Origin of the sequence: Pseudomaricurvus alcaniphilus, assembly GCF_011440395.1 — a bacterium.
GTDB lineage: Bacteria > Pseudomonadota > Gammaproteobacteria > Pseudomonadales > Cellvibrionaceae > Pseudomaricurvus > Pseudomaricurvus alcaniphilus.
In genome coordinates this window covers 1402395-1421519 of record NZ_JAAOIX010000001.1, presented here as the reverse complement: position 1 = coordinate 1421519, position 19125 = coordinate 1402395, and the positions used below count along the sequence as shown (strand labels likewise).

Annotated in this window: 15 protein-coding genes; 9 read left to right on the top strand and 6 right to left on the bottom strand. The window is 56.6% G+C overall.

From position 1 onward, the window contains the following. Nucleotides 1-6 precede the first annotated feature (6 nt). A complete protein-coding gene (locus G8764_RS05905) occupies nt 7-801 on the top strand; it encodes a sugar phosphate isomerase/epimerase family protein (protein ID WP_166162772.1) in 795 nt (264 codons plus the stop codon). A gap of 54 nt (nt 802-855) precedes the next feature. Here the strand turns inward: G8764_RS05905 and G8764_RS05900 are convergent, their stop codons facing one another. Then, complete coding sequence (locus tag G8764_RS05900; RefSeq protein ID WP_166162771.1) at nt 856-1194, bottom strand: hypothetical protein; 339 nt, start codon at nt 1192-1194, stop codon at nt 856-858. Nucleotides 1195-1236: 42 nt separating this feature from the next. Beyond that, nucleotides 1237-1431, bottom strand: coding sequence for a hypothetical protein (locus G8764_RS05895; protein ID WP_166162770.1), 195 nt, complete (start codon nt 1429-1431; stop codon nt 1237-1239). A gap of 282 nt (nt 1432-1713) precedes the next feature. On the opposite strand from G8764_RS05895, the gene G8764_RS05890 reads away from it, so the two are divergent. Continuing rightward, nucleotides 1714-2700 carry a GlxA family transcriptional regulator gene (locus G8764_RS05890; protein ID WP_166162769.1) on the top strand — a complete coding sequence of 329 codons (987 nt, stop codon included), beginning with the start codon at nt 1714-1716 and terminating at the stop codon, nt 2698-2700. Between the two features lie 34 nt (nt 2701-2734). Here the strand turns inward: G8764_RS05890 and G8764_RS05885 are convergent, their stop codons facing one another. Continuing rightward, entirely contained in the window at nt 2735-3703 is a 969-nt protein-coding gene (locus G8764_RS05885; protein WP_166162768.1) for an NAD(P)H-dependent flavin oxidoreductase, read from the bottom strand. A gap of 364 nt (nt 3704-4067) precedes the next feature. Here G8764_RS05885 and G8764_RS05880 point away from each other — a divergent pair, with 364 nt between their 5' ends. Continuing rightward, nucleotides 4068-4832, top strand: coding sequence for a DUF3108 domain-containing protein (locus G8764_RS05880; protein WP_166162767.1), 765 nt, complete (start codon nt 4068-4070; stop codon nt 4830-4832). Between the two features lie 136 nt (nt 4833-4968). After that, the gene (locus G8764_RS05875; RefSeq protein WP_166162766.1) at nt 4969-5940 is read left to right on the top strand and encodes a hypothetical protein; all 972 of its coding nucleotides are present in this window, start codon (nt 4969-4971) and stop codon (nt 5938-5940) included. Here the strand turns inward: G8764_RS05875 and G8764_RS05870 are convergent. Further along, nucleotides 5915-7144 carry an MFS transporter gene (locus G8764_RS05870; RefSeq protein WP_166162765.1) on the bottom strand — a complete coding sequence of 410 codons (1230 nt, stop codon included), beginning with the start codon at nt 7142-7144 and terminating at the stop codon, nt 5915-5917. The genes G8764_RS05875 and G8764_RS05870 overlap by 26 nt on opposite strands. A gap of 65 nt (nt 7145-7209) precedes the next feature. Next, nucleotides 7210-8271 carry a substrate-binding domain-containing protein gene (locus G8764_RS05865; protein ID WP_166162764.1) on the bottom strand — a complete coding sequence of 354 codons (1062 nt, stop codon included), beginning with the start codon at nt 8269-8271 and terminating at the stop codon, nt 7210-7212. 211 nt (nt 8272-8482) lie between these two features. On the opposite strand from G8764_RS05865, the gene G8764_RS05860 reads away from it, so the two are divergent. From G8764_RS05860 to tpx, 5 genes are all read left to right on the top strand, one after another. After that, nucleotides 8483-9964, top strand: a complete 1482-nt coding sequence (locus G8764_RS05860) for a GH32 C-terminal domain-containing protein (protein WP_166162763.1) — start codon at nt 8483-8485, stop codon at nt 9962-9964. A 321-nt stretch (nt 9965-10285) separates the two neighbouring features. Next, a complete protein-coding gene (locus tag G8764_RS05855; protein WP_166162762.1) occupies nt 10286-13024 on the top strand; it encodes a TonB-dependent receptor domain-containing protein in 2739 nt (912 codons plus the stop codon). A gap of 172 nt (nt 13025-13196) precedes the next feature. After that, nucleotides 13197-14561, top strand: a complete 1365-nt coding sequence (locus G8764_RS05850) for a sugar porter family MFS transporter (RefSeq protein WP_207951680.1) — start codon at nt 13197-13199, stop codon at nt 14559-14561. A 284-nt stretch (nt 14562-14845) separates the two neighbouring features. Then, nucleotides 14846-16915 carry a glycoside hydrolase family 32 protein gene (locus G8764_RS22720; RefSeq protein WP_166162761.1) on the top strand — a complete coding sequence of 690 codons (2070 nt, stop codon included), beginning with the start codon at nt 14846-14848 and terminating at the stop codon, nt 16913-16915. A 116-nt stretch (nt 16916-17031) separates the two neighbouring features. Then, nucleotides 17032-17523, top strand: coding sequence for a thiol peroxidase (gene tpx, locus G8764_RS05840; RefSeq protein WP_166162760.1), 492 nt, complete (start codon nt 17032-17034; stop codon nt 17521-17523). A 133-nt stretch (nt 17524-17656) separates the two neighbouring features. Here the strand turns inward: tpx and G8764_RS05835 are convergent, their stop codons facing one another. Further along, nucleotides 17657-19111: a two-component system sensor histidine kinase NtrB gene (locus tag G8764_RS05835; protein WP_207951679.1), complete on the bottom strand. Its 1455-nt coding sequence runs from the start codon at nt 19109-19111 to the stop codon at nt 17657-17659. Between the last annotated feature and the right edge of the window lie 14 nt (nt 19112-19125).

Here is a 19125-nt window from a genome sequence, read left to right as displayed (position 1 = left end):
CCGGGTATGAAAATCGGCACACAGAACCAGGCGTTTTTTCCGGACCCTATTGATGCCAAATTTGGCTATCTCAGCGAAGCCGGGTTCGATGGTTTTGAAATTGACGGCGGCCTGCTGGTGGCCAATGTCGAGGCAGTAAAGCGTGCGATTTCGGCGACGGGGATTCCGGTTACCAGCGCCTGCGGCGGTTACACCGGTTGGATCGGCGATTTAGATGAGCGGCGTCGGCTGCAGTCTTTGGTGGAGATAAAACAGATTCTGCGCGCACTTGGCGAGGTGGGTGGCGCAGGGATGGTAGTGCCGGCGGCCTGGGGTATGGCCACTTATCGTTTGCCCCCAATGCAGCCGCCACGAACGCCCGAGCAAGATCGGGAAATCCTGGGAGAATCTCTGGTCGAACTGGACTGTGCTGCCGCAGGCGCGGGCGTACAGATTTTTCTGGAGCCACTAAATCGCTACCAGGACCATATGATCAACACCCTGGCGCAGGCGCGTCGCTATATAGAGGAAAACCAGCTCCGGCATGTAGCCATAGCCGCCGACCTTTATCATATGAATATTGAAGAGGACGATATTTGCACTGCCCTGCACCAGCATCGAGACCTTATCAAGCACATTCACCTGGCAGACAACCAGCGCTTTCAACCAGGTACCGGCGCGCTGGACTTCAAGAAGTATTTCACCCGGTTAAGATCCGATGGCTTTAGCGGCTTTGTCACTCTGGAGTGCCGTATCCGGGGTGATGATCCAAAGGCCGCCTTGCAGCGGGCATTGCAGTTTCTCCGGGATGCGGCAGCTTGAACGGCCGGGGTCATATTGCCCACCGGTTACATCTATCCAAAATCGGAACGCGGCCTAAGAGACTTCAATGCTGTGAACATCTGAGCGATCACCTAAACTTTCTCGCGCGAGTAAGTTACCAGCCCCATCAAAAAAATAATCCATCGCCTTCCTACTCCCTGGTGTCACAATTCTTGGGCGGCCGCCCTCTGCCTTCACCTTCAATAATGCATATTTTGGTGCGGAATCGTATTCATATTTACTAACAAAAGCGGGGATAAACAAGTGCTTTCCATCTGCTGTGCTACCCACAACCTTGCCCATACCAGTCTGGCCACGCGTCACCCTGCTTTTTCCACTCAAACCTCCCCCGGGAGTGAGAAGCTGTTTTATATCTCCAGTTTTTATACTCACACTGAACGCAGTACTCAACTCAAAATCATCACGATAATCACGTCAATTAAGATGACGGGACCCAATTAAGATAAGATTTTTTTCATTAACGAAATAGTGAGAGCGGTGCTGTATTTGCCCGAGGCCCACAGCAGCAATTTGCTTTTTTCTCTTTAATGAATAAACAATGAGAAAATCTTTTTTATCATCTTCTGTTCTACGATAAGCAATCATTTCACCACTTGGTGAAATCGCCATATCACTCACTTGCTTTAGGCGAGCATAGGCTTCAAGCTGAAAGCGGTTTTTCGCAGAACTAAAAGACAACGGGCTCAGGTGTTGCCCCGTGCCCCAAAAGACAGTGCGGAGAAGGGGGCAAATTCTTCAAGAGCCCCCCGGTTTGTTCATTGATACCCGCCATTGCGATGTGTTGCCGTTAGTGGCTACAAACTTGCAGACTTGCATGGCGATATTGACATTAAGGCAGCTATTTTTGACAATGCCCCATGATCCTGAATACTACCGGTGGGGTTCTCGCTTATGTTTAAAGTCGGGGTGGTGCTGCTGCCGCAGTTCTATCTGTCCAGTGCCAGTGGTGTGATGGACACCTTCCAGATCGCCAACGCCCATATCCGCAATCAGCAGGGGCCAGAGGCGTCGCAGTTCCACTGTGAGACACTGTCTCAAACGGGCGGGACCACAATTGCCCAGGGCGGTATGAAGCTGCAGGCGGATACCTCTATTGCCAATGCCGGTGACTACGACCTGATTTACGTGCCGGCGTTTTTCTATCGGGGGATAAGTGCCTATGAATCCCTGGCCGAGGAGTCGCAGCCATTGCTGCATTGGCTGGTAGAGCGCTGGCAGCGGCGTGCCCGCCTGGCGTGTAATTGCACCTCGGCCTTTTTGCTGGCAGAAACCGGCTTGTTGAACGGCCGCCAGGCCACCACCTCCTGGTGGTTGGAGCGTCAGTTTCGGCAGCGTTTTCCCTGGGTACAACTGGATGTACAGGCCACCGTAACGGAGGCCGACGGGTTGTATTGCAGCGCCGCCATGAGCGCACATCTGCCCTTGGCATTGCGCTTGGTGGAGCATCAGTACGGCGCCCCGTTGGCGGCGCTGTGCAGTAAAACCATGCTGGTTGACTACCGTGATCGCACCCAACCCTCCTACCAGAACCTTTTGGACGAGGATCCCAGCGACGATCCGGTGGTCGCTAAAACACAGTACTGGCTGCAAAATCATGTGCGCGAGAGGGTGGATATGGAGCAGCTGGCCGACAAGATGAAAGTCAGCCAGCGCACCCTGATTCGACGCTTTAAGGCGGAGTTGGGGGTGCCGCCTTTAACCTATCTGCAGAACCTGCGGATTGAAACGGCGAAGCAATTGCTGGAGAGCACCAATATGCCACTGGTGAATATAATCGAGCAAGTTGGCTACAGTGACGTCAGTTCGTTCGCGCGTTTGTTTAAACAACGAATCGGGGTGACCCCCGCCGGTTATCGGCAACGATTACCGGCGGGGTAGTGGAGCGGTTTGCGCTCGTCCAGTGAGTGCGCGCTTAGAGAATGCCCAGCAAGCGCTTGCGGATCAGGTTTTCCGCGTCGGACATAATGCGATCAATCAGTTCCTGGCAGGTAGGGAGGTCGTTGATCAGGCCCGCGACCAGGCCGCAGGACCAGGCACCGGCATTCATTTCGCCGTCCAGGAATACGCGCGGGTAGACGCCGGCAACTTCCGGGGCTATGTCGTTAAAGGTAATCTTGTCACCCAGCTCTTTTTCCTTGCCAATCAGCCTTTCCACCGCCTCATTGGTGAGCACCCGCTCGGTGTTTTTCAGCGGACGCATCACCAGTCGGGTGTCGAGTTCAGTGGCGTTGAGGATGGCCTCTTTCACGTTTTGGTGAACCGGCGCATCCTGGGTGGCGATAAAGCGGGTGCCCATGTTGATGCCGTCGGCGCCCATGGTGATGGCGGCCACCAGCGAGCGGGCATCGGCCATGCCGCCAGAGGCGAGGAATGGAATGTCCAGCTCATCGGCGGCGCGGGGCAGCAGGATCATATTGGGGATATCATCGTCGCCCGGGTGGCCGGCGCATTCGAAGCCATCGATGGAGAGGGCGTCCACACCCAGGGTCTGGGCCTTGAGGGCGTGGCGCACCGAAGTGCACTTGTGGATGATGGTGATGCCCGCCTCCTTCAGTACTGGCAAGTACTCCGCAGGGTTGCCGGCGGTCTCTACAATCTTGACACCGCCTTTGATAATGGCGTCGATATAGCCCGGGTAATCCGGCGCATTGATCACCGGCAGAAAGGTCAGGTTAACGGCGAAGGGCTTGTCCGTCAGGTCTCTGCACTTGGCAATCTCATTGGCCAGGTCGGCGGCAGACCGCTGGGTCAGGCCGGTGATGGTGCCCAGCCCTCCGGCGTTGGAAACAGCGGCCGCCAATTCGGCGAAGCCGACAAAGTGCATGCCCCCTTGCATGATGGGGTGTTGAATGCCAAACAGTTCAGTAATGCGGGTTTTCATCGGCTGTCCTCGGTAGTGTGTTCGGTAAAGTGCTCGGTAAGGTGATCGCAACGAGTACCAGTGTAGAAAACCGCCGCTAGGTGCGATAGTGGCGATATTGACATTTTTATGGTTGTTTATGACAGGACGGTGTAAAGCAATGACACTGACTGCTTTGCTTTGAAAGGATTACAATAAGAAGAACAGAGATTGGATATTGTGGCAATCCAAAGGCCCCTGTGAGCAAGCCTGCGGCATGCTCTGCAGGCGCAAGGATAATAAATAATGGATAGTTCAAGCGTCTATGGAACACCTGGATGGGGTGATCGTGCTGAAAGAACTCCGCAAGGCCAGCTCGCTCTTGCAGTGATAACCATAAGCCCCCATGCGACTCTTTCATAAAGCCGCCATTCTCCTGCTTGCCTCTAGTGGAATCCAGCCGCTGGCGGCGGACGACCTGCCACAACCTTTTACCGCCCATTACGGCGGCAGCAAGCGGGTTCTGCTGTTCGATGTCAGTGCGGAGGCCACTGTGCGGCTGGAGCGATTTGCGCAGCATATCCGCTACACCAGCCGCAGCCAGATTCGCTGGTCGTTTTACCGTCGCCAGTTCTACGATTGCAGTATCATAGCGATCGAGGGCGGCAAGCTCTACCCGCGCCAATACCGGCACACCGACAGCGGCAGCGACAAGTACCGCGTCGACACCACGTTTGATTGGCCCGCCGCGAGCGCGAGCACCCTCCGCGGCGACAGCCCGGAGCCCCGGGTAGTGCCGCTGCAATGGCCGACCTGGGATACGCTGTCGGTGCAGGTGGCAATTATCGACGCCGCGCCCAAACAGCTGCCGGGCAGTGAGTCCGGTGCCGCTGTTATCGAGCGCGGCAAGCTGGCCCACTACACCTTGCGCTATAACGGCGAGGTGGCCACCGATACCCGCTTGCCGGGGCTGCGGGTGGTGCAGGTGGTAAGCGAGAGGGCTGGCACGCAAGACAGCGAAACGGCCCCCGGCAGTGCGTTGTGGCTGGCACCTGAGCAGCACTGGGTGCCGGTAAAAATCGAGCTGGATGACGTGGTGCTGCAGTTGCTAGAGCTGCCGCTCATTGAGGCGGTGGATGAAGGCAGCGACGAAGCGGTACCCCAGTGTTGAGCGCGGCCATTACTGGTCGGCGCAGCAGCACCCTTAAGCAATAAGAGCAGGCAACAAAAGCCGGCAGTAGGAGAAGGCAGTAGGATTAGGCAGCAGGTTCAAGCAATAAGAACAAGAAACAGGAGCAAGCAGACGAGTGCAAGTGAACGGCACGGTGCATGGCAAAACTCCCTGGCGCTATTACCTGGGCTGCGGCTGTCCGCTGCTGGCGGTGATCCTGTTGTTGCTGGTGCTGGCTTTTCTGACGCAGATTGTCGAGTCCGATTCGCCGCGCCTGCCCTTGCGTGATTTCACCCCCTTGCAGGATTATCCCGATGCCATCGACCTGGCGGCGTCAACCCTGATCGCCGAGACCGGGCTCAAATGGCTGGCGCTGAGTTATTTCTACTGGCTGGTGGGGCTGGTGACCCTGGGCTTCTGTATCTTTCGGCTGCAGCGGGCATTCGCCCAGTGTTCGCGGGCCCTGCGCAACGCTACCTATACGCTGTTTTTCCTGTTGCTGGTCGCGACCCTGGCGGCTCTCTACCACACGGCGGTAGTGCGCGAGATACCCCTGATGTCCTTTATCCACCTGCTGCGCCACCTGCAACTGGTGGGGCAAGGCCTGTTAGAGCTGGCCAGCTGGAACAATGCCCTGGCCTATCTCAATCTGGTGGCCATCATGGCGGTGATATCCCTGCTGCTGGTGCCGGGCGTGCACGAGCGGGACCCTGGGCGACAGATGCGCGCCGTCACTCGCGTCATGTACTGCGCGGCGGCATTTTTGCTGGTATGGATTGCCCAGGCCACGGAGATGTACCGCCTGGCCGCCTGCTTGCTGGTGGCAGAAGAGCGCGACAAGGTGTTGCAGCTGGCACCCACCATCAGCCTGGTGGCCGGCGTTTTGGCCAGCCTGCTGCTCGCTGCCAGCTACCTGGCCGCCTGCCTGTGGTTGCAGTGGTACTACCAGGATTTGCGCAAGAGCGACGCCACCCAGGCGGTGCCCGACGCCAGTGCCAGTCCGCGCCAGTTTTTGCACGAGCACTGGCCCAAGATAACGGCGGTTATGATGCCCATACTGCCGGGGGTGATGGGTACCGTGTTCAACCTGGTGACGCAGACGGTGTGAGATCGCTGCTGAGCAGGAAGTGGGAGAGCAGCACAAAAAACGCCACGATTGCGCCGAGGATTTTATAGGACAGGGCAAACCCCAATTGGTCGTACATAATGCCCGCCACGACCGAGAGCAGGGCGGCCACTAGCTGGCTCATAAACAGAAAGCCAACCAGGTAGATGGTGGCGGACAGGCGGGGATCGAAGTTGGCGGCAATGTACTTGAACAACGCCACCAACAGAATGGGCAATTCCACCGCGTGCAGCAATTTCATTATGGATATCTCGACGGCGCCATCGGCGAAACCGGAACCTATCATGCGTATCGCCATGATGACGCCGCTCAATACCAGGCCATTTTTGGCGCCGATGCGATTGACCAGCCAGGGGGCCAGGAACATGCCGCCGGCTTCGAGGAACACCTGCAAGGAGTTGAGGTAGCCAAACATGGCGGTGCCAACTTCCCGGTCAGCAAACTGGGCGGTGAAGTAAACCGCAAACTGCTGGTCGTATACCCCGTAAATGCAGGTCACGCCCATCACAAACGTTGCCAGTGCCCAGAATTTGCGGCTGAGAAACAGGCTCAGGGCATCGGCCGGGCGCAATTGTCCGGCCTTGTGACCTTCATTGTCTTCTGGCTGCGGGGCGTTAGTCGTGCGCACCGCCAGCATCAGCCCCAGGAATACCGCAGCGCTGGCGGAGGCCAGCCAGAAGTTGATATTGGGGTTGAGGTTGAACAGGTAACCGGCTCCAAACGACGCGGCGGCCCAGCCCAGTGAGCCCCACATGCGTGCCTTGCCGAATTCAAACCCGGTAATGCGGCTGACCCGTTCAATGTAGGATTCCAGCGCGCCGACGCCGGCAGAAAATACGAGGCCGAAAAACAGCCCGCCACTGACTGCTCCCAGGAAAAAATTATGCAGTAACAATGGCTTGTAAACGTAGATAAAAAAAGGGCCGCACAACAAGAGCAGGCAAGCGATAACCAGCAACAAATGTTTGCGGAGTCCGAGCTTGTCCTGGACAAAACCGTAGCAGGGCATGATCAGCAGGGCTGCAGCAGCATTGGCGCTGAAGATCACTCCGGTTGCCTCGCCGCTCAACCCAACGGCCTGGTGCAGCCAAATGGGCAGCAAGGCGAAACAAAAGGACCAGGTCAGGAAGAAGGTAAAGAAAGCACCGCTGAGCAGCCAGTAATTGCGGATTGATTCCTGCCTCATGGTTAGGTGCCTCGGCCGGTAACGGGTCGATGTGGGTTAAATGCGGATTTTTGTTAACAGTGCGCTTACCTGGGGGACGCTTTAGTTGACTCTCTGGTTGTCTTTCTGCGCCGTAAGGCGCGGTCAGAGTCGCGCACTATCAGATCACAATGTATTGCCTCGATAGCTCCAGGGCGTGCTTTGCTGGTGGTAAGGCTCAGTGCCAGTTCGGCGGCGCGCACACCCATTTGGTAGTAGGGCAGGGCTGCGGTGGTCAGTCCGGGCACGGTGCTCTCGGATATCAACCTGAAATCGTCGTAGCCGACCACTGACACATCCTTGGGTACTTCAAGGCCCATGGCGTGCAGTTGCATCAGCATCCGGAACGCCATCTTGTCATTGCCGCAGAGGATGGCGGTGGGTCGCTTTCTCGGCGCCAGCATGGTTTCCAGCACCGAACGCAGCCATTGCAGGGTGTCGGGTGGACGTCTCACAGTGGAATAGATCATCCATTTTGGGTTGATCTCTGCGCCGGCTTCGTGCATGGCCTCTTCAAAGCCCTGGCGTCGTAAGCGGGTGGCGACCATGTCCTCGGGCAGCATAACAAAGGCAATATTCTTGTGGCCCAGCGCCAACAGGCGACGGGTCAGGTCGTAAGAGCCCTGGCGGTCGTCGGGTACAATGGACGGGTACTTGCGCTGGTCGTCAAAGCAGTTAACCAGTACCAGAGGGCACTGCTCAAAGCTCTGGGTGATGTGTATGGTCTTGTGGTGCGAGGCGGCGGTAATGATGGCTTCGGTTTTTTGCTGGCGGAAACGGTCAACCAGTTTTTCAAAAGTCTTCTGGTTTTCACCGGTTTCGCCGATCAGTAACAGCTTGTCGTTTTTTTCGCACACCGCGTGGACGCCCTTGACGATATCCGCCGCGAACGGGGAGGTGGTCAGGTTATCCGCGATCAGGCTGACGATGCCGGTAGTCTGTCCGCGCAGGGACCTGGCGGCGGCAGATGGAAAATACTCAAGTTCGGTAGTGGCCTTTTCTATCCGGGCGACGGTTTTTGCGCTGATGCCTTCAAAGCCAGACAGATAGCGGGATACGGTTTTGACCGATACGCCGGCAAGTTCAGCTACATCGTTTATGGTTGCCACTGGCTGCTCCATCTATTATTGGGTCTGGATTATTAGAGGGCTGGATGATTAAGGCTGTTGTTTTCAGTGTCAATATAGCCTGCAGTTGCGGTGGGAACCTTATCACAGAGTGCTGTCCAACGAAAGACATTTGTGGCATTATGCCCATTGATTTTTGGCATTGTGCCCAGTAAAAGCCATACTGCCGGGCCTACAAAGAGTGAGAGTTATCGTGTCTATACCCCCCAAGCCCTGTTACCGTGAGCACCATCGCCCACAGTTTCACTTTTCTCCCCGTGAAAACTGGATCAATGACCCCAATGGCATGCTCTACTACAACGGCCTCTATCACCTGTTTTACCAATACAACCCCTCCGACAAGGCGTGGTCAAATATGCATTGGGGCCACGCCACCAGTCGCGATCTGCTGCACTGGGAGGAGCGGCCTGTCGCCTTGCACGCCGAACCTGAGGGGTTGGGCTATATCTATTCTGGCAGTGCAGTGGTGGATTGGCACAATACCACCGGCTTGCAGCAGGGCGAGCACCCGCCGCTGGTGGCCATGTTTACCCACAGTTCCAAGTGGAATCGACAAGTGCAGAGTCTGGCGTACAGTGTCGATGGCGGCGATAACTGGCAAATGTACGCCCACAACCCGGTACTGGAAAACCCGGACCTCGAAGACTTTCGCGACCCCAAGGTATTCTGGTGCGAGCAGCAGCAGGGCTGGGTCATGGTGTTGGCAGCGGGGCGCGAGGTGCAAATCTTTCGCTCTGCCAACCTAAAAGACTGGCGCTATTGCTCGAGTTTTAGCGCCGGCGCCATGGGCGGTGTGTGGGAGTGCCCGGATCTGTTTCCACTGCCGGTGGGTGACTCGGAACTCAGCAAATGGGTGCTGCTGCTGTCCATCAACCCGGGTGGCCCCAATGGCGGTTCGGCCACCCAGTATTTTATCGGCGATTTCGACGGTGAACATTTCCACGCGGATGACGACGAGGTACGCTGGCTGGATTACGGTACCGACAATTACGCCGGGGTGACCTGGAGCAGTATGCCCCAGGGTGATGAGCGCCGGATTATGATTGCCTGGATGAGTAACTGGCTGTACGCCAATCATGTGCCCACTGCGCCCTGGCGTGGCGCCATGACTGTGCCGCGGGAGTTGAAGTTGTTGCCGGCGGCGCACGGCCTGTGTCTTAGCGCCGCGCCTGTTGCCGAACTGGCATCGCTGCGGTGCGGGGCTGCGGTCGAGGTGCGAGACATGTTGGTCGAACGACGCCAGTCCCTGGCCACCGCGCCCCTGGCGGATACGCTGGATGTGGAATTGGCGATCGCCAACGGTGGCGGCCAGGCGAGCAGCTGGCAGTTGTGTTTTGCCAATGCCGGCGGTGAGCAGTTGCTGCTCCAGTTCGATGCCGCGGCCGGCGAGCTCAGCATCGACCGCAGTGCCACCGCACACCAGATGGCGGTGCACGATGGGTATATGCGCAAGCAGGTAGCACCGCTGCAGCCGGCAGGTGATTCTGCTGTTGGGTTGCGGATACTTAAAGACGCCTCGTCGCTCGAAATATTTAGCAGCGACGGCCGCAGTCTGCTGACCGCCTTGTACTTTTCCCGGGCGCCGCTGGACCAATTGCAGTTGTCGCCACTGGACGGCAATACCGCTTTGTTGCTCGAGAGAGTGGCGATAAGCGAGTTGCGCAGCATCTGGTGATGCTGCTTATAGCGGCATAGGCTACCTGCTCGCAAAGGGTGGGTAGTTGATTTTTGCGGCCAGGTGTTGACATATTGAACAGGGAATAGTAAATTTTGTCCACCGTTAGTCATAACGGTAGAGCACACCACTAAATTAAAACCTCCCGTGTATTGTCAGTGATCGGGATTTTTCGCGGCTTAAAATGTACAACGATAGACATTTTGATATAAAATTTGGACCTGAAAGTTAGCTCAATAAGTTGACTCAATAAGTTAGCCCAATAAGTACTTTGTACGGCACGTAATCCCGTTTAATCAGTGATAAAAATAAGGTGAAATTATGAAAAAATACCAACGCAACAGACTCGCTACCGCTATTGCCCTGCTCTCCATGGCATCGGCTGGTGCAGTGGCAAAGACCGAATCGATCGAAGAGGTCATTGTCACGGGTGTTACCCAGGACACCAAAAAATTCGATGCGACCTTCTCCATCAACACCATCTCCGCGGAAGACATGAAGCAGTTGGCACCCATGGGTACGGCCGATTTGCTGGGCAATATCCCGGGCTTTTTCCCTGAAGGCGGTAGCGCCGGTGAAACCCACAACAACGTGCTGGTGCGGGGCCTGCCACAGGCCGGTGGTTATCGCTATGTACCCAACCTGCTGGACGGCTTGCCGGCCTTTGAAGAGCCGGAAGCACCGTTTATGAACAACGACGTCTTTATCAAGACCGACTTGATGACCCAAAGCGTCGAAGCCGTAAAAGGCGGCCCCGGTGGCATTCTCTATTCCAACGCCCTGGGCGCGGCGGTTAACTACATTACTCGCACCGGCGGCCAGGAATTCGAGGGCGGTTACAAGCTGGAGGTGGGAGACTGGGGTCATGTCAGAAACGACTTTTGGCTCGGCGGCCCCATCAATGACAACCTGACCTACGCCATGGGCGGCTTCTACCGGGTGTCCGATGGGGTTCGTGACCCGGGCTATACCGGCAACAATGGCGGCCAGTTTCGCGCTAACCTGCTCTACACCAGCGACGACAACAGCACCGAACTTATGGTGCAGGCGCATGTGATCAGGGATAAAACCATCTTCTACCAGAACATTCCTTACCGGATCGCCAACACCCGGGCACCCGGCACCGATGGCAACCCGTTTGAGATCGATCCCGGTGACGTGCAGAGCCTGGGCGTAGATTTTAGTGACGGCACTTTGCAGGCGCCGGCTACCAGCTACTATAACCTGTACGACGCCGATGGCGGTCGCCGGCAGTTGGATATTACCGACGGTATCAACCCTGAGTTCAATATATTTACCGCCAAGTTTGGCAAGGATTTCGGCGACGGCTGGAGGCTGGAGTCCGGTCTGCGTTACACCTCCGGGTTCAGCGGTTTCAATGCGCTGTTCAACGATCCGCCGACGGAAACCAGCAAGCTGCAAAACGACCAGTTTAATCGTCTCCAGGATTTGACTGCAGATCCGACTAACGGTATCGACTACAGCGCGGCTACCCAGGTCAAGGCTTACTTCGCCGACACCGTGACTGGCACCGATTTGTCCACTGCGGTGGAAGCACCCTCAGTGCTGGCTCACAACATTCCGGTTTGGGCCAAGGTTGATGCCACCAGTTTTACCGGCGACTTCCGCCTGACCAATAGCTTTGAGCTGGGCTCCACCACCCACGACCTGACGTTTGGCGCTTATACCAGCATCTTTACCTATGATGTGTCTTCAGTGTTCGCCAGCGCCTGGAGTGATATCAATGAAGACGCCCGTTTGGTCGATCTGTACGCCGTGGACGCCGCGGAGCAGCAAGTCGGTCCGTCTATTTCCACTGGTGGCGTTGACCAGCCGGCCCTCTTCGGTCTCGGTGCAAATTCCAACATGAAGACCCGGGCCCTGTATTTCCTCGACCACGTCAGCTTGCTGGAAGGTCGCCTGAAACTGGATTTCGGCGCCCGCTGGCAGGAGCTGGAAGTGGATCGGGTTACCACCAACTCCTTTGACCCGGGCAACTCTTCTAACGACTTTACCCCCAATGATGTGGTGGTGGGTTCGACCGACGATACCCTGGCCGACAACTTCGTCAATGTGCCGGATGGTAAGCCCCAGTTTGCGTCTGAATCCTACGATGATGTCGGTTGGTCATTCGGTGCCAACTATATATTGCTGGAAAACCACGATACCCTGGGCGATGTATCCATTTACGGCAGTTTTGCCGAGTCTTTCCGTCTGCCCGGTTTTGAGGACTACATTTTTGGTGGCCCGGCTACCAGCCCGACCACAGGTGAAACCGCTCGCGGTGACCTGACCGAGTCCATTACCCAGCTGGAAGGTGGTGTTCGCTTCGGTACCGATACCCTCGATATGACGGTTTCCGTATTCGCCATCGATTTTAAGGCGAAGGAAAACCTGGGGCCGCTGCTGGACGATCTCAGTGCCACTGGTACGGGTAACGTTGCCTGTAGTTCCATCCCTGCGCCGCCAAACTGTCCCAAGGTGCGCGACACCTTCCGTCGTGACCTGACCAATGTGGGGGTAGAGATCGAAGGTAGCTGGACGCCTGATTTTGCCGAAGGATTGCGCCTGCAGGGCAGTATCGTTTGGCAGGATCCCGAGCAGGGCCAGGACAATTCCATTCGCTCCGGTATTGTGGAAGTGGATACCAATAACGACAACATCAATGATGTCCGCCAGTATGAGGTGTCCTCCAGCGATGCGAGACGGCCACGCCGGCAAGCCGAGGTCATGATCAACTTCCGACCTTCCTATACCTTTGCCGCAATACCCTTGACGATCTACGGGCAGGCGCAGTACTACAGTGATCGTTTTGCTACCGACGATAACACTAACGTGACCATTTATCCGGAGTATACCCAGTTCAATATGGGTGCCTTGTACTCGGTTTCGGATAACCTGGATCTGCAATTGCACGTTAACAATGTCAACGACGCCGAGTCGTTTACCGAGGGATCGCCGATCACCTCTGGCCTGACCTTCGCCAGTGGTGACTACATCGGAGTGGCGAGACCGCTGCTGGGACGTTCAGTGAAGTTCAGTCTCGATTACTCTTTCTAAGAGTTGCAGGTTAGGGGCGGCACCCTGTTGCAGGGTGCCGCCTGCGTGACTTCACAGTTCGAGTCTGCATGGTTTGATTTTCTATAAGTTCGACTTTTCATAGATCGAATGGGCAAAACCAATGCTGCACGCTTTGCGAGTGTGCAGCCTTCTAATAAAGGCCGCTATAGCTATGAATAATATCCGACAAATTATTTTCTGGTCGGTCACCGTTGCGGTGGCCGGCTTTCTGTTTGGGTTCGATACGGCGGTTATCTCAGGCGCCGATCAACCCTTGCAAAAATTGTGGCAGACCAGTGATCTGTTTCACGGCGCCCTGGTCATGTCCGCTGCATTGTGGGGTACCGTTATCGGCGCCCTCACCGGCAATATTCCCTGTGAGCGCTATGGGCGCAAGCTGACGCTGATTGCCATCGGGGTACTTTACCTGATATCAGCCCTGGGATCGGCGCTGGCGCAAGATCCCTACACTTTCTCAATTATGCGCTTTATCGGTGGTGTCGGGGTCGGCTTGTCCTCAATCGCTGTGCCCGCGTATATATCTGAAATCGCACCGGCCAATCACCGTGGCCGCCTGGTCGCCCTGTACCAGTTTCAAATTGTCTTCGGCATCCTGGTGGCGTTTCTCTCCAATTACCTGCTCACTGAAATCGGCGGCCTGGGCTGGCGCTGGATGCTGGGCCTTGAAGCCATTCCGGCGTTTGTCTTCCTGGCGCTGATTGTGCGAGTGCCTGAAAGTCCACGCTGGTTATTGATTCGCAAGAATGATGAAACTGAGGCGCGGCGTATTATCCAGATCGTCAATCCGGACAGTGTCGAGCGCACCGTCAAGGAGATTCGTCACGCCCAGCGGGAGTTCACCCAGGATTCCATTTTCAACAAGGCTTACAGCTTCCCGATTATGCTGGCGTTCCTGGTGGCGTTTTTTAACCAGGTGTCCGGGATCAACTTTATTATTTATTACGCGCCGCGAGTATTTGAATCCGCCGGCCTGGACGCCAGTTCGGCCCTGCTCTCCAGTGCCGGAATCGGCATGGTCAACCTGGTGTTTACCATGTTGGGCCTGTATTTGATCGATATGTTCGGGCGCAAGCAATTGCTGCTGGTCGGTTCGATCGGCTATATAGTATCCCTGTCCGCAGTGGCCTGGGCATTTGCCTCCGGTGCCGGTGGGGCCACGGTGGTGTTTTTTGTGTTCCTGTTTATCGCGGCCCACGCGGTGGGGCAGGGAGCGGTTATCTGGGTATTTATTGCCGAGATATTCCCCAACAATGTCAGGACCCAGGGGCAGTCCATTGGCTCCGGTACCCACTGGGTATTCGCGGCCCTGATCACCCTGTTAATGCCATTTGTGTTGGGGCGGTTCGAGCCCGCCACCATCTTCGCGTTTTTCGCCTTTATGATGGCGCTGCAGTTGTTGTGGGTGGTGTTTATCATGCCGGAGACCAAGGGCCGCACGCTGGAATCCCTGGCGGAAGGTTTGTCGCAGCATGCCCATCCCAGCCTTGATGAAGAGTTGGGATCCAGCAAGAGTTAAGTCTGTCGGCAATTAAAGACCTTGATTACCCCTATGGGTAAGCCAGCTATCGGCGCCAGGAGACATACACTTTGTAACCCTTGGGGGAACAGTTCTTTTCCCGGCCTGGCTCCAGGGTCTTGCTTTCAAGACTCGCCGTAGACCCATCCATGGGGGCTCCACGACAGCATCCCTGCTGTCGAGGGTCTTGAAAACAAGCCCCCGCAGCCAGGCCTGCCATAGTGCCAGCTTGCTGACGCTTGGCTTCGGTAGTAATTAGGTTAAAAATTAAAGGAAATTGACGTATGAAATTATCCAGATTAGTACATGCCGGGCTGCTGTCACTGCCGCTGTTGCTGCCTGCGCTGCTGCCTGAAAATGCCAGTGCCTTTGACGATTTGTATCAGGAGCCCTACCGGCCGCAATTGCATTTTAGTCCGCAGCAGCAGTGGATGAACGACCCCAATGGCATGGTTTATTACGAAGGTGAATACCATCTCTTCTATCAGTATCATCCCTATTCCAATGTCTGGGGGGCGATGCACTGGGGCCACGCGGTAAGCAAGGATATGGTCACCTGGGAGGAGCTGCCGGTTGCCCTGTGGCCGGACGAACAGGGCACCATTTTTTCCGGCAGTGCAGTGATCGACTGGAACAATACCACCGGTTTCGGCAGTGTCGACAACCCGCCCATGGTGGCTATTTATACCTACCACAATCATGCCGGTGAAAATATGGGGCGGGTTGATTTCCAGTCCCAGGCCATCGCTTACAGCCTCGACAAGGGGCGCAGCTGGAGCAAATACAAAAACAATCCGGTGCTGGCCAACCCCGGTGAATTCGCCTTTCGTGACCCCAAGGTATTCTGGCATGAGGGCAGTGGCCAATGGATTATGTCGCTGGCGGTGGCGGATACCATTCATTTTTACTCCTCCCCCAATCTCAAGGAGTGGCAATTCGAAAGCAAGTTTGGTGAAGGCTTGGGGGTTCACGCCGGAGTTTGGGAGTGCCCCGACCTGATTGAGTTGCCAGTTGAAAATGGCACCGGTAGCCGCTATGTGTTGCTGGTCAGTATCGGTGAGGGCGGCCCCAATGGCGGTTCCGCCACCCAGTATTTTGTCGGTGATTTTGACGGCAAGCGCTTTACTCTGGACCCGGACATAAAATCGGTAGTGGCGACCCGGCCGCTCAAGTTCCCCGCCGGCCAGGTGTTTGAGGATTTTGAGCGGGGGTTGCACAACTGGACCCAAACCGGTGATGCCTTTGCCGTGGCGCCAGTAACGCCACGTCACGCCGGCGACGCCGACCTCGGCAAGCAGATGCTGGCGTCTTTTGTCGGTGGTGATCGGGCTACCGGTTCCATGCTGTCAAAACCCTTCAAGATCAAGCGGCCCTATATTAACTTCTACACCGGTGGCTGGGGCGAGGTCGACGGGGCCGCTGTGTCGCTGTTGGTGGACGGCAAGGTGGTACGCACGGCTGGCGGCAGCAGTTATTCGCGGTTGAATGCCAGCAGTTGGGATGTCAAGGATTTGCGCGGCAAGGAGGCGCAAATCAGGATCGAGGATAAAGCCAGCGGGCCGCGGGGCGTCATCAGCGTGGACAGTATCGTGTTCGCCAACAAGCCAGCCCGGCCGCGGCTGGAGTCGGGCCTGTGGATCGATCACGGTACCGACAACTACGCCGGTGTTACCTGGTCGGATGTGCCCGAGGCGGATGGCCGCACCCTGTTTATCGGCTGGATGTCCAACTGGGATTACGCCACCCGTGTACCTACCCAGCGCTGGCGCAGCGCTATGACGCTGCCGCGCGCCATGCACTTGCGGCAAACCGGGACGGGCCCGCGGCTGTTCTCGCGCCCGGTGGCTGAGCTCGAGGGCCTGCGCGCAGGTTCCAGCAGTATTGAGAATGTCGCTGTGAACGGCTCGCTGGACTTGGCAGACAAGCTGGAACTCAGCGCCAAACAGCCGCTAGACTTACAGGAATTGACCCTCGACCTGTCTCTGCAGCAGGCGCAATTGGTCACCCTGGAGTGGTCCAATACGCTGGATGAGCGGGTGACTTTCAGCATCGATCGGGCTAATGGCCAGTATGTTCTGGATCGAACCCGGGCCGGGAAAAGCGATTTTGCCGATGGGTTTGCCGCGCGCCAGGTGGCGCCCATCACCGGCAGTGGCGACCAGGTCTCTTTAAGGGTCTATCTGGATCGCTCTTCTATCGAAGTATTTGCCAACGACGGGGAGACGATTTTTACCGCTTTGCTGTTTCCCAATGAGGCCTATGGTTCGTTAAGGCTGGTGAGCGATAAGGCTGTCCAGCTGCGTTCGGCGACCGCTTACTCGCTGCAGTCCATATGGTCTGCGGCGCGCAATTAAGCTGGCGCTGAAGTTTGTCTGCGGAGCTGTTGAAAACCCCTTTAACACTCCGCGTTAGCTGTTATGCTAAGCGGGCTTGAAATCACCCGTAAGACAACCAACAAAGGATGCAAATAATGGCGACTATTACCCTTAAAGGAAACCCCGTAGAAACGTGCGGCGACCTGCCCGCGGTGGGCAGCAAGGCACCGGACTTTGCCCTGGTGAAGTCAGATCTCAGTGAAGTTTCGCTGGCGGACTACAAGGGCCAGAAGCTGGTATTGAACATTTTCCCGTCGGTGGATACCCCTACCTGTGCAACTTCGGTGCGTACATTCAACCAGCGCGCGTCCGAGAGTGGCGTCAACGTGATCTGTGTGTCTGCGGACCTGCCGTTTGCCGCCGGCCGCTTTTGCGGCGCTGAAGGTATCGATAAGGTGGCCACCGGTTCGACCTTTCGCTCCAGCTTTGGCCAGGATTACGGCGTGACCATAACCACTGGTCCCCTCACTGGAATACTGTCCCGTGCGGTGGTGGTTATCGATGGCGATGGCAAGGTGGTGCATACCGAGCAGGTGGCGGAAATTGCCGATGAGCCCGACTATGATGCAGCGCTGAAGGCTGTTTGAGGGCGCGCTGAAGGTTGTTACCCCTTGACCGCAGCGCTGCTGCGGTCAAGGGGGCTAAAGCAAAGGGGCCAGCGTCACCGGTTTTATCCTAATCGATAAAAGCCGTGATTCTGGCCCCTTTGCGTTTCTTACCCTACTTAATCTGCAACTGGATATGAAAGGTGGTGCCGACGTTGACGTCGGAAGTCACTGCCAGCTGCCCGCCGTGGTGTTCGGTGATGATGAAATAGGAAAACGACAGGCGGGTGCTCAGGTCGACGGTCTCCGAGTTGGTCGTCTTGTTAAAAAACGGCTCGAAGATGTACTGTTGTTCGGTGATGCTGAGACCGACACCGTTGTGTTGCACCTTGATCCAGATGGCGTCGTAGCACTCGGACAGCTCAATCCGGATCAGGGGCTTGAAATCCTCCTGCTGCTTGTCTTGCAGGGATTTGAAGGCATGGCGGAACAAGCTGAAAAACACCTGCTGCAGTTCCGAGGCATTGCAGGGAATGGACGGCAATTCGGGCTCGTAGTGCCGGTCAATGTCGATATCCTTGAATTTCAATCCATCCGGCTCGGACAGTACGTCGCGGGCCAAATCCAGTGTGTGCTCAATAATATCGGCGATCTGCACCTTGCGCTTGTTGTCGGCGTGGGTGTTGGCAAATTCGAGCAGGTTGTTGACCACGCGCAAGGCCTGGTGGCCGCCCTGCAGGGCGTCGGTCAGGCAATCGTGAAAGCTGCCGATGGTCGGTGCATCCAGCTGTGCCGGTGCCTCGGTGGTGGCCGGCAGCAGGGCCTGCATTGCTTGCAGGTCCTTGAGCATGATTTGCAGCGGTGAGTTGATGTCGTGGGCGGTGGTGGTGACCAGCTCCCCGATGGACGACATCTTGTCGCGCTGGATCAACATGTTTTCCGCCAGGATACGGGTGGTGACATTGTCCACCAGGATCACCACACCGCTTTCGGACTGCTCCCGCAGCGGGTAAATGGTGATGTCGAAGTAGTACTGGCCCCGCTGGCAGTGCTTGATGGTGGTGGGGCTGTTCTCTTTCAGCACCTTGGCGATCTGGTCCGGTGACACGGTAATGGTGGGGTAAACCTCCCACAGGTTGCGGCCCAGGGCCTGCTGGTTTTTGACCCCGGTAGCCTTCTCCGCCAGCTTGTTCCACTGGGTGATCTGCTTGTCGGTGTTGACGCCAATCAGCATCAGCGGCATCGACTCAAGAATATCCTTGATGTAACTCTCCGAGTCGCGCAGGCGGGCCGAGGTCTGTTTGTGTTGGGCAATTTCACCCTCCAGCAAGCTGTTGGTTTCCTGTAATAACTGGTTCGATTCGTTCAGGGTGGCGGTGCGCTCCCGGACCCGCTGCTCCAGGGCATCGCGTATTTCCTCCAGGGCGCGATTGGCGCGCTTGGTATGGCGGTGACTGAAGAACAGGGAGATGGCGGCGGCGGTCAGCAGGATGATCAGGGTACCGCTGGACCAGTTGGCAATATGCTGCCAGTTGGTGTTGCCCTGTTCGTCTTTGAACAGCGACCGAGTCCCGGCGGTTACCCAGGGGCTGGAAAGTAGCAGTGGCAAGCAAATCAGAAATCGGATCATGGTCAGGTTTCAGG

Excerpts from the sequence above, each read along its gene's own strand:
- G8764_RS05905 (WP_166162772.1), top strand. The coding sequence starts at position 7 with ATGAAAATCGGCACACAGAACCAGGCGTTTTTTCCGGACCCTATTGAT.
- G8764_RS05895 (WP_166162770.1), bottom strand. The coding sequence starts at position 1,431 with ATGGCGATTTCACCAAGTGGTGAAATGATTGCTTATCGTAGAACAGAA.
- G8764_RS05890 (WP_166162769.1), top strand. The coding sequence starts at position 1,714 with ATGTTTAAAGTCGGGGTGGTGCTGCTGCCGCAGTTCTATCTGTCCAGT.
- G8764_RS05885 (WP_166162768.1), bottom strand. The coding sequence starts at position 3,703 with ATGAAAACCCGCATTACTGAACTGTTTGGCATTCAACACCCCATCATG.
- G8764_RS05880 (WP_166162767.1), top strand. The coding sequence starts at position 4,068 with ATGCGACTCTTTCATAAAGCCGCCATTCTCCTGCTTGCCTCTAGTGGA.
- G8764_RS05870 (WP_166162765.1), bottom strand. The coding sequence starts at position 7,144 with ATGAGGCAGGAATCAATCCGCAATTACTGGCTGCTCAGCGGTGCTTTC.
- G8764_RS05855 (WP_166162762.1), top strand. The coding sequence starts at position 10,286 with ATGAAAAAATACCAACGCAACAGACTCGCTACCGCTATTGCCCTGCTC.
- G8764_RS05850 (WP_207951680.1), top strand. The coding sequence starts at position 13,197 with ATGAATAATATCCGACAAATTATTTTCTGGTCGGTCACCGTTGCGGTG.
- G8764_RS22720 (WP_166162761.1), top strand. The coding sequence starts at position 14,846 with ATGAAATTATCCAGATTAGTACATGCCGGGCTGCTGTCACTGCCGCTG.
- tpx (WP_166162760.1), top strand. The coding sequence starts at position 17,032 with ATGGCGACTATTACCCTTAAAGGAAACCCCGTAGAAACGTGCGGCGAC.
- G8764_RS05835 (WP_207951679.1), bottom strand. The coding sequence starts at position 19,111 with ATGATCCGATTTCTGATTTGCTTGCCACTGCTACTTTCCAGCCCCTGG.